The organism is Streptomyces phaeochromogenes (genome assembly GCF_001418655.1).
GTDB classification, from domain to species: Bacteria; Actinomycetota; Actinomycetes; order Streptomycetales; family Streptomycetaceae; genus Streptomyces; species Streptomyces phaeochromogenes.
In genome coordinates, this window is sequence record NZ_LIQZ01000608.1 from 1 (window position 1) to 1,369 (window position 1,369).

1 pseudogene is annotated in these 1,369 nt (G+C 75.3%); it reads left to right on the forward strand.

Annotation, left to right across the window (positions count from 1 at the left end):
- Positions 1 to 27: 27 nt before the first annotated feature.
- Positions 28 to 1,369 (forward strand): annotated as a pseudogene (locus tag AOK17_RS46600) (DUF5682 family protein); the annotation flags it as partial.

Here is a 1,369-nt window from a genome sequence, read left to right on the forward strand (position 1 = left end):
AGATGTGCATAACAGACCGTCCCACCACCGCTCGCCGTCCTCGCCGAGACCGCCGGATACGACGACGCCGAGCGGTGGTGGGAGGACGTGATCGAGCACCGGGGGGCGAGCGACGGGGACGCGTTCGCGCCGTTCGAGGTGCTCGGCGAGGCGATGGGGGCGCTGCGGGAGGCGTTCGGGACCGGGGGACACGAGCGGGACCTCGTGCGGGAGGCGTACATGCGGCTCCAAGTGCGGGCGGCTCAGCGGGAGTTCGGGGACGACGTGGCCGTGGTGTGCGGTGCCTGGCACGTGCCCGCCCTGCGGCAGCGGACCACCGTCGCCGCCGACCGGGCTCTGCTGAAGGGCCTGCCCAAGGCCAAGGCCGACATGACCTGGGTGCCCTGGACCCACCGGCGGCTGTCGCGGATGAGCGGCTACGGCGCGGGGATCGACTCACCAGGCTGGTACGGGCACTTGTTCGGCGCCGCCGACCGCCCGATCGAGCGCTGGATGACGAAGGTGGCCCGGCTGCTGCGCGACGAGGACCGGCCCGTCTCGTCCGCGCACGTCATCGAGGCGGTGCGGCTCGCCGACACGCTCGCCGCGATGCGGGGTCGCCCCCTGCCGGGCCTGACCGAGACCACCGACGCCGTACGGGCCGTGATGTGCGAGGGCTCGGACGTGCCGCTCTCGCTCGTGCACGACCGGCTCGTCGTCGGTGATGTCCTGGGCGAGGTGCCCGCGGCGGCGCCCGCCGTGCCGTTGCAGCGCGACCTCGACCGGCTCCAGCGCCGGCTGCGGCTCAAACCGGAGGCGCAGGAGCGGGAGTTGGAGCTCGACCTGCGCAAGGAGAACGACGCCGGGCGCAGCAGGCTGCTGCACCGGCTGCGGCTCCTCGGCATCGAGTGGGGCGAGCCGGCCGCGTCGCGCGGCAGCACCGGTACGTTCCGGGAGACCTGGCGGCTGCGCTGGGAGCCGGAGCTTGCGGTGCGGGTCGCCGAGGCCGGGGTGTGGGGGACGACCGTGCTCGCCGCCGCGACCGCGAAGGCCCAGGCGGACGCCGTCGACGCACGGTCCCTCGCCGACGTCACGGGCCTCGCCGAGCGCTGCCTCCTCGCCGAACTCCCGGACGCGCTCCCGGTCGTGATGCGGATCCTCGCCGACCGCGCCGCCCTGGACGCCGACGTCGGCCACCTCGCCCAGGCGCTCCCCGCCCTGGTCCGCTCCCTCCGCTACGGCGACGTACGCGGCACGGGCACGGAGGCCCTGGCCGAGGTCGCCGCAGGGCTCGCCGAGCGCGTCTTCGTGGGTCTGCCCCCGGCCTGCGCCGCACTCGACGCGGACGCCGCGGAGGAGATGCGCGGGCATGTGGACGCGGTGCACGGGG